Raw genomic sequence first — 9500 nt, 5'->3', positions numbered from 1 at the left:
CCTTCGCCGACTGCCACCCCGAAGCGACCGGTGGCTTCATCGACGATGTGCCCTGGCATGAACTGGACGTCGACTTCCCCGAAGCGCTGCAGGCGCACATCGAGAGCGACAAGCTCGAGGGCCTCGTGGAAGTGCTGCGCCAAGACCCGCGCCGCGCCGGAAGCAAGCACGACCCGAGCCGCGTCTACCATTTGGCCTTCGCCGCGCATGACATCGCCTTCACCGTAGACGGCGATACGCTGCATGTGGTTGGAGTCGTAAGCGCATAGGCGATATCGCCAGGGCACAAAAGCCGGACGCCCTTCAGCGCGCACATCTGCAGATTGGACCAACGATAGAAAAAAGCCAAGGACCGAAGCCCTTGGCCTTTTAGTTCATTTTGGATGGAAGGCGCACGCCAAGCAAAAGGCTTACTTCTTCCAGAGTTTATTGCCTGCCTTGAGCGTGAACGGAATGAGAACCGCAGCAACAACATACAGCGCGATAACCACCATGAAGCAGCCGTCATACGATCCGGTGTTGTCGTAGATCAGGCCGTACACCGTGAAAGAAATAGCGGTCGCGATAAAGATGCCCGTGGAAACCCAAGAGTAAATCTGGGAATAGTTGCGCGGGCCGAACGTGCCACGAGTGAGCATGGGAGCGATAACGGTAAGGCCGGCATAGCCGAAGCCAAAAATCGCCATGCCTGCATAGAACACTGCTTCGTTTGCGCCCGATTGCCATGCGAGCGTGATGCCCAAAGCGCCACCGATCGTCGCAATAAGACCCGTCCACTGGATGCCGATTTTGTCATTCAGTGCGCCCAGCAACAGCTTGCCCACGATGCCGCCAACCATGATGATCGAGACAGCCATGGCGCCGACGGAAGCACCGAGCTCGCCATGCGCGCAGAACGCCGGAATCTGCTGGAAGAATGCCGCGCACATGCAGAAGATGCCCGCCACAAGAATCAGCGTGTACATTGCAGGAGACTTGCGAGCCTCTTCAATCGAGGCGCCTTCGTTCTCGGCGGCAGCAACCGCAGCCGCAGCTTCCTCGGCGCTACGCTCTTCGGCATTTTCCTCGGCCTGAGAAGCACCGAAAGGCAGAACATTCATGACGGAAGGCGACTTGCGCACAAACGCGGCGCACAGCACGACCGAAGCGACCGTGGTAACGAGAGAGAGCACCAGGCGTGCCGTCTGCCAGCCATATGCGCTAATGAGCGCCTGGCCAACCGGGCTTGCGATGGCAGCGAGCAGCGAAAGCGTTGCGGCAGAGATGCTCACGGCAATGCCGGCGCCCTTTTCGAACCAAATGTTGATAAGCACCGGAGCGGCCAGGTACATGAAGAATGCGGCGGTCACGCCGAACACGACGCCGTACAGATTCCACTGCCACAATTCGGTGGCAAAGGCGGACGCAACCGAAGCCAAGCCAAACACGGCCGACACGGCGGTCATAATCCAACGCGGATCATATTTCTCCAGCAGCTTGCCAGCGAACGGCGCGCAAATCGCCGAAACGATAGGCTGAATCGTACGATACATCGTGGTATCGGTCTGGCTCCAGCCAAACTGGTCCATGACAGGAGCTACGAAAATGCCCGACGTATTGGCGATAATGCCCGTCGGAATGGAATAAAAACCTATGCAGCCAATAAGCACGAGCCATGCCCAAACCGACCCGCTTTTCACCTTTGACATGCGGTCCCCTTTCGAACTTTGCGCGATGTGCGCAACCCTCTTCTTGCTCAAAAACTATACGAATCGGCCTTTAACAAACTAAACACGGCCATATGCCGGAAACCAACGCGTATGCCTTGTTTTTGAGCAATTTACGTGCCATTTCCCCCTGAAGAAGGGCCGAACGATATGCTATAAATGCTTTTGTTAGCTTTTTGTTTAGGTTTCGTTTCAGCTGTTATAGGCAGCACGAAAAAGCAACCCACCACTCGAAGGAAAACCATGGCCGATGACGTCATTCGCGTAGAAGTTCTTGGAACCCCGCGCATCCTTAAAAATGGAGTCGAAACATCCTTCTCGCGCAAACGAGTACGAGCCCTTTTGTTCTATTTGGCCACCGAACTCAAGCCCGTTCCGCGCACCACGCTCGCATGGCTTTTCTGGCCCGACAAAAGCCCGCAGGTCGCAAGCCGCAACCTCAGCATCCATCTCTCGTATTTGAAAAACGCTCTTTCGGAAGACGCCGTCGTTTCATCCCAAGGGACCATCGCCCTTGCTGAAAGCGTTGAAAGCGATGCACGCGACTACTTCGCGTTTGCCAATAACCCAAATCGAAATGGCGACCATAGCCCCCTTGAGCTGTTCCGCGGGCCATTTCTTGACGGCTTTTCCATCAAAGACGCCGACCCCTTCGATCAGTGGGTGAATTCCGAAGCGCAGCAATGGCGGAATCGTTCGATTGACGCCGCGCTCGAACGCTCATTCGACCTCGAAATCCAGAAACGATACACCGACGCGCTTGCCATTATCGAGCGAACGATTTCGGAAAACGAAATTCGCGAAGACCTCTACCGACGCGCCATGTCGATCATGGAAAAGGCCGGCATGCGCGCGCAGGTCGGCGAATTGTATCGGGAGCTCACCACGCGCCTTAACGACGAACTAGGGCTGCCTCCCTCAATCCAAACCGTCGAATGCTATCAATCGATCATTGGGTCCAACGATTCATTCACCGCGCATGTCAAGAAATCGGGGCAACGCGCACTCAAAGAAAAGGACATGCCCTTTATCGGCCGGCAAGAGCAAATCGACCGCGCCCTTGCCGCGCCGAACGGGTCGTTCGTGCTTGTCACGGGCGAAACGGGAATCGGCAAAACCCGCTTCCTCAAGGAACTTCCGCATCAAACGGGCGAGCAGCGCATCGTCGTAAAATTCACCCAGCAAACGCGCGAGATACCTTTTGGCGGCCTCATCGACTCGATCAAAGGGCTTACCACCGCCTCCGACTGGCCCAAAATCGCCCTGCGCGCGCAACGAATCATGGGCGACGAGCAGTGGGGACGCCTGCGCTGCCTTATTCCCTCAATTGACGTCAATGCCGAACGCCCCGCATCCACGTTCGCCCTCTCGACCTCGCAAATTCAAGAAACCATCGAGGACTTTTTCCGCGTTTTAGACACGGATTGCCATCTTCTCTTCATGTGCGATGACATCCACTATGCCGACGCAGCCTCCCTTAAGGTGCTCTCGCGCGCCATAAACGACCAAACGCTTCTCTCTGCACGATTCATCGCAACGTTCAACCCAATCATTCCGGCGCCGCGCACTATGGCCCTGCTCAACGAGCTCCAGCGCAAGGGCATTTTGCTCAGAGTGGAGCTCACCAAAATCAGCGACGACCGCATGATGGACATCTTGCTTTTCTTCTTCCCCGATATCGACGAGCAAACCGCCCGCAAGCTCATTGCCCTTGCCGACGGGAACCCTTTCTTGATGAAAACGATTATTCAAGGGCTCGATTCCGGCTATACGGAGTTTTCGGGAAAAGCGTCGCTCCAGAGCCTCTTCGAATTCACGTTCAAATCGCTTACGGCCGACGCCACCCACCTTGCCACCCTGCTCGCAGTGCACAATGCGCCCTGCGACGCCGAATTGTTCAGCGCGCTTTGCGAAAACGGCACGAGCGGAGCGTTGTTCGATGAGCTCTCATCGGCAGGCATCGCCGCCCGCGACGGCTCGGGCCGAATCGTGCTTCTCAATAAGCGCATGCAGGAATTTCTTGTTTCGCGCCTTGCCCGAGATTCCCGCAGGCTTGAGTCGGCACATTTTCGTTTGGCCCAAACGATGGATGAGCTTTATGGCCACGCCTCATCGAACATGCAGGATATCGCCATTTGCCGACACTACAGCTTAAGCACCCAACCCCAAAAATGCGGTCCCTATGCGGCGAAGGCCGGCGATTACCTGCTGCAAATTGACGAAATCGAGGCGGCGATCAAGTATTACAAGCTCGCCATAAAACACCTTGAAGGACCCGAGAAACTCGACGCTTCCCTTATTCTGTATATCAATATGACCCATTTGGGCAAAACGTATGAAGCCGATTTGTATCTGCAAAGCGCGATTTCCATTGCCCAAGCCATGGGACGAGACGACTATGCACTTACATTTGAGGCCGCAAGGAAGCTCAACGGCGTTCCCGAGAATGAAGAAGTGCGCGCCGGCGTTATTCCGTGCTACAAAAAAGCCCTCAACCCCGAGATTCGCGCATCGCTCCTCAAGGCCGAGCAGCTCGCAACCTGCAATGGCGCTTCACCGCTCCTCATAAGCTATATCCTGGGATTTCTTTCGTCGTGGTATATGATTGTCGGCGATTTCGATTCCTCCATCGAATGCCTCAACCGCATCGTCGGTTTGAGCCTCTGCCAAATCCCAACAACGAATACCAGCTCAGGCCTATCGTTGTTCTTCTCGGCCCTCGTTACGCTCATCTCGCTCATGAAAGAGGGCCCCAATCCGCGAATCTTCGATTTGGTCAAGCTCGCAGAAGAGTCGTTCGAAGAAACGCCCATTCGAAGCTTTTCGTCCTCATCGGAGGGCATCAAATCGATGCTCGCCTACATCATGGGCAATAAAGAAGAGGGCGACCGCATGACTGAAAAGGCGATTGCGCTGCTCGAAACCGGCCACAACGAGCCCATGCATGCCGCAATGCTGGCAACCAAGGGAATGCTGCAGCACAAAAGCAATCCTGCTCAAGCATACCTCGCAAATCACGAGGCCTATCGTATCGCGAAACGAATCGGGGCGAACTATTCGCTCATCAGGTCGCTTATCGGCCTTGTAGTCACAAGCCCAACGAAGCAGGAAGCCGCAACGTATTTGGCAGAGCTTCGAGAACTCGCTGGCAGCATCGGAGACGCAAACCTCTATGAGCGCATTGCACATTGCGCCGCAGCGGTAAACGCGAAGAGCGAATAGGACGACGCGTTTACCGCTCAAACGCCGGCTGAAAACATGAGATATCGTTTTCGCCCCCAAACGCAAGAAAGCCCTCGATAACGAGGGCTTTCTTTGTTGGTTCGGGTTTGCAGCCCCGAACCACGCATTCCTTATGCCTGCCCGCCTAAGCGATGGGCATACGTGGGGTGTTTATTTCGCCCAGGACTTGCGGCCCATGGGGACAATAACCAGCGACAGGACGATGACGAGCACGTAGAAGACGATGATCATCCAGAAGGCACCAGCGAAGGAGCCCGTGATGTCGAAGATCTGAGCGTAGATCAGTGCGGAGAAGCCGGAGAACACGTTCAGGCCGGTAGCGACCATCGAGAAGATGTTCGCGTAGTCCTTGTTGCCGAAGGCCTGACGGCAGGTCATCGGGGGAACGATGTTCAGCGCGGAGTAGCCAACGCCAAACAGGGCAACGCCAACGTAGAAGCCCATGACATTCGCGCCAGAGAAGAAGGCGATAGCGGCACCAGCGCCACCCAGAACGCCAGCGATAACGCCAGTCGCGCGGGCACCAATGTGGTCGCACAGCCAGCCCAGGCCGAACTTGCCGATGATGGAAGCGACCATGGCGACGGAAACAGCCATTGCGCCGACGGCAGCGCCGAGTTCGCCCGTGGAAGCGTAAGAGGCGAGCTGCTGAACGAAGGAAGCGGAAATGACGAAGAAGCCAGCCATGATGATGAGCAGCCACAGAGCAGGGTTCTTGCGAGCCTGAGCGACGGTTGCGCCCTCATCGGCACCAACGGCGATCTGAGAAGCAGCCTCGGACTTCTTCTCCTCGACGGTGCCGTAGCCCCAAGGCAGAACGCCCATTTTCTCGGGGGACTCACGCAGCAGGGCCGCGGTCAGGCCACCGCCAACGACGATAACAATCACAGAGCAGATGATACGAGCGGTCTGCCAACCCATGCTCGCAATCCAGCCATTGATGATGGGCGACATGATGGCGCCGAACAGCGACACCATAACGCCGATAACGCCAATCACGGTGCCGTTGGACTTAGCGAACCAGCGGTTGACCATGGTCGGGGTAGCGATGTACATCCAGAATGCTGCGGAAGCACCATACAGCACACCGTAAATGTTCCACTGCCACGGCGCGGTGAACCAAGCGCAAGCGAGGTTTGCCAAGCCGAAGACCAGCACGGAGGCGGTCATGATCCAGCGGGGGTTGTACTTGGAAATAAGCTTGCCAGCAAGCGGGGTGCACAGGGCGGCAACCCAAGGCTGGATGGACATGAACAGGGTGGCGTCGGTACGAGACCAGCCAAACTCATTCATGACCGGGGTAATGAACAGGCCCGCATGGTTGGCAGCAAAGCCCAGCGGAACAGCGTAGAACGCAATACACGCAATGGCGACTGCCCACGCGTAATTGCTGCCCTTCACATTCTCAGTTCCCATTTTTCTCTCCTTGTTTCGAGCTTTCTCTGATGCATCGGAATGCATCCAAACATCAGCAAAAACCGTGCCCATTTCTCGCTGCAACGAAAAATCGGAACCCGTTTTCGCCGACCATCTCACGGGGCCGCATGTCAAAGCACGCGGCCCGGGGGATCAAACCTCAACGCCTGTCAAAAAACCGACAGGACTTTCGATGGGCCTATTTGCCCTTCTTCAAAACGCCCTTCTCATAGAGCGCCTCGACTTCCTCGGGGGTGTAACCGAGTTCGGCCATCACATCAGCGGTATCGGCGTCGTATTTCGCGCCGCCACGCACGATTTGGCCCGGATGCTTGGTGAACTTCGGGAACATGTTCACCTGCTTGACGGTGGTTTCGGTCACTTCGTCGAAGCAATCGACAAACACTTCGCGCGCCTGATACTGCGGGTCTTTCAGCATGCGCTCATACGTCATGTGCGGGCTCACCGGCACGCCCATGGAGCTGAACTGCTGATTCACCTCATCGACGGTATGAGACAGGCAGTACTCGTCGAGTGCCGCGCGGAACTTAGCCGCACGTGCCGGCAAGGGATCGTTGATGTCTTTGCAACCCGGAGCGCGGGTAATCGACGGATAGGTGCCGAAGGGCTGGAAGTCGGGGTCGTCTTTGAAGCCAAAGAATTCCACGAGCTTCGAGACGGGGCCAACGCCGCCGACCGCGACCTGCACATAGCCGTCTTTGCACTTCTGCGAACCGGCGCATGCGCCCACAAAGTCTTCGTTGCCGATGGGAGTCGGCTGAATGCCATGGTTAATGCCGTCGGAAAGCGTCGCGCCCTGAACGCGAACAAGCGATTCGAACTGCGTGCAGTCGATGGACTCGCCTTCGCCCGTTTCTTTGGCATGGATAACAGCGGCGAGCGTCGCCCATGCGCCCATGAGGCCGGTCATGTAGTCGCCCGTGAAAGGCTTGGTAACCGAGGGAGGCGTGCCCGGGAAGCCGTTGAGGCTCGCGTAGCCCGAGAAAGCCTGGCCGATGGGATCGAAGCTTGCCTTCTTTACGTAATCGGGATCGCCCGTCTGACCAAAGCCCGAAATATGCAGAATGACAAGTGCAGGGTTGTGCTCCCACAGAACCTCGTCGGTGAGGCCCCACTTCTTCCACGTGCCGCCCTTGGACGACTCGACGAGCACATCGGCGTCTTTGATGAGCCTGAACAGCACTTCCTTGCCCTCGTCGCTCGGAATGTTCAGCGTCATCATGCGCTGGTTGCGGCGCTCCGCCGACCATGCGTCGCCATACATGCGATACATATCGGGAGCCTTCACGCTTTCCAGCTCAATAACGTCAGCGCCCTGCTCGGCGAAAAGGCCGCACACAAACGGGCCCGCAATAACGGACGCCGCGTTGATGACCTTCAGGCCATGAAGGTTGCCGAATTTCGGCAAATCAGTTGACTTCATGCAACAACCTCCTTGTGTTGTGTCCCAGTTCTCACGCTTCACCGCTTTTGGTAAAGTCGAGAACTTTCATGACGATTTATGAGCAACTTTTGTGCCAGTTTTGCTAATTTGCGAAAGATTCCTTGTACGATTTTTTGCCGAGAAGATTGCATTCGTACATCTCGGCAATCGCATCCGAAGAAAAGCCGAGCTCGCTCAGGATGTCATCGTTATCTTGGCCCGTGCATGGGGCTCCGCGCCATACGCGCCCGGGGTAGTTCGCAAGGTCGGGAACAACCTTCACGCCCGATATCTCATGCACGCCATCGACAGCAGGCCATGTCTCGATAACACCTCGCGCTTGGTAATGGGGATCGGCCGCGGCCTGCTCGTAGTTCATCAGACGCGAACACGGCACACCCGCCTCGTTCAGAATCGTCTCGACTTCCTCTGCAGTGTGCTGCGCAAGGAAATTCGCAAACGCCTCTTCGGCAACATCGCCCGCATGGCTTCCGTAAGGAATAATGCCCTCCCCTTCGGGGAAGAGCTCGCTGGCGTACTCCAGGCCAAGCAACGGCAGGCCAGCCTTCAAAACGCCCGGCCCCAAGAACAGCACATACACTTCTTCGCAGTCGTTGCATACATACGTCCCGTACAACGCACAAATAAGGCTATGCGTACCTTCCTTCACATATTCCTCGCCGTACGTCCAGCCTTTAATGGGGTATTGCGACTGGATACGCATCATGGTTTCGAATTGCGCCACGTCGATAGATTCGCCGCGGCCGGTTTCCTGGCGCTTCAACAAAGCAGCGAGCGTCATGCCGAACGCGTAGAATGCCGCGGAATAATCACCCGGGAACGGCATGGCGGGAATCGACGGCTGGCCTTCAATGCCGTTCATGCGCATCGCGCAGCCAAACGCCTGGGCAATCGGATCGTAGCTCGCGCGCTTCACATAGCTTTCGATGCCCGTTTGCCCGAAGCCGGAAATATGGGCGATGACCAGGCGCGGGTTCACTTCCCACAATTTCTCATCGCTGAGCCCCTTGCTTGCAAAGCGCCCTCCAACCGATGCCTCTATGAGCACGTCGGCGGTTTCGATAAGCTTCAAGAACGCATCGCGCCCCTCGCCCTTCAGATAATTCATAGCGAGGCTCCTCATATTGCGGCGGTCTTGTTGCGTCGAAGCGCCATGCTGAGAAAAGCGCCCCATGTCGGGATTGATGGGGTTTTCGACCCATATGACATCGGCGCCATGTTCGGCATAAAGCTCAGAGGCAAAAGGAGCCGCAACCGACAGGCCCACCATCACAACGCGATAACCGCTCAAGAGCCCGAATCGGGGTATGTCGTTCGTTTTCGCCATGCGATGCCTCCTCGTGCGTTTTGTCGTCCAAACGAATGCATAGCAAAACGCGTGCCATGGCCAAGCATTTCAACTGGCATGCTTCTTGCTTTTAGCGATGGAGCCCACTATTTGCCCTAGAATGTGGCAACCACTTTGCAGCACCGCAACAGCAAGCGCGCATGCATTAAAACATGGAAGGACCGGGCGACCATGAAGCCGCTTATTGGAATAACCGCAGAAATCAATCCCGCGACGAACATGTGCGAAGTTAATCATGAATACGCGCTCGCCGTCGCAGCAGCTGGCGGCACGCCCGTCATGCTGGCGCCCCTCTCAGATTCCCCTTCTTATGTCGAAGACG

The 9500-nt window shown here is 56.5% G+C and carries 6 protein-coding genes; 2 read left to right on the top strand and 4 right to left on the bottom strand.

The features are described from left to right. Window positions 1–269: hypothetical protein (locus ACWI8T_RS06485; protein ID WP_449138352.1), on the top strand; the 269-nt coding region annotated here is incomplete at its 5' end. 141 nt (window positions 270–410) lie between these two features. Here the strand turns inward: ACWI8T_RS06485 and ACWI8T_RS06480 are convergent. After that, window positions 411–1688: an MFS transporter gene (locus ACWI8T_RS06480; protein ID WP_449138351.1), complete on the bottom strand. Its 1278-nt coding sequence runs from the start codon at window positions 1686–1688 to the stop codon at window positions 411–413. A 261-nt stretch (window positions 1689–1949) separates the two neighbouring features. Here ACWI8T_RS06480 and ACWI8T_RS06475 point away from each other — a divergent pair, with 261 nt between their 5' ends. Further along, a complete protein-coding gene (locus tag ACWI8T_RS06475) occupies window positions 1950–4928 on the top strand; it encodes an AAA family ATPase (RefSeq protein WP_449138350.1) in 2979 nt (992 codons plus the stop codon). Between the two features lie 171 nt (window positions 4929–5099). Here ACWI8T_RS06475 and ACWI8T_RS06470 read toward each other — a convergent pair whose 3' ends face one another. The 3 genes from ACWI8T_RS06470 to ACWI8T_RS06460 all read right to left on the bottom strand — a co-directional run bounded on the left by ACWI8T_RS06470 (window position 5100) and on the right by ACWI8T_RS06460 (window position 9157). Next, the gene (locus ACWI8T_RS06470) at window positions 5100–6365 is read right to left on the bottom strand and encodes an MFS transporter (RefSeq protein WP_417162060.1); all 1266 of its coding nucleotides are present in this window, start codon (window positions 6363–6365) and stop codon (window positions 5100–5102) included. A gap of 199 nt (window positions 6366–6564) precedes the next feature. Beyond that, complete coding sequence (locus ACWI8T_RS06465) at window positions 6565–7809, bottom strand: CoA transferase (protein WP_123219801.1); 1245 nt, start codon at window positions 7807–7809, stop codon at window positions 6565–6567. A 103-nt stretch (window positions 7810–7912) separates the two neighbouring features. Further along, window positions 7913–9157, bottom strand: a complete 1245-nt coding sequence (locus ACWI8T_RS06460) for a CoA transferase (RefSeq protein WP_443729835.1) — start codon at window positions 9155–9157, stop codon at window positions 7913–7915. Window positions 9158–9500: the final 343 nt, after the last annotated feature.

It is taken from the genome of Slackia sp. (assembly GCF_977041755.1).
The sequence above is the reverse complement of the archived record's forward strand: the minus strand, read 5'-3'. Positions and strand labels throughout refer to the sequence as shown.

Excerpts from the sequence above, each read along its gene's own strand:
- ACWI8T_RS06465 (WP_123219801.1), bottom strand. The coding sequence starts at position 7,809 with ATGAAGTCAACTGATTTGCCGAAATTCGGCAACCTTCATGGCCTGAAG.
- ACWI8T_RS06460 (WP_443729835.1), bottom strand. The coding sequence starts at position 9,157 with ATGGCGAAAACGAACGACATACCCCGATTCGGGCTCTTGAGCGGTTAT.
- ACWI8T_RS06475 (WP_449138350.1), top strand. The coding sequence starts at position 1,950 with ATGGCCGATGACGTCATTCGCGTAGAAGTTCTTGGAACCCCGCGCATC.
- ACWI8T_RS06480 (WP_449138351.1), bottom strand. The coding sequence starts at position 1,688 with ATGTCAAAGGTGAAAAGCGGGTCGGTTTGGGCATGGCTCGTGCTTATT.
- ACWI8T_RS06470 (WP_417162060.1), bottom strand. The coding sequence starts at position 6,365 with ATGGGAACTGAGAATGTGAAGGGCAGCAATTACGCGTGGGCAGTCGCC.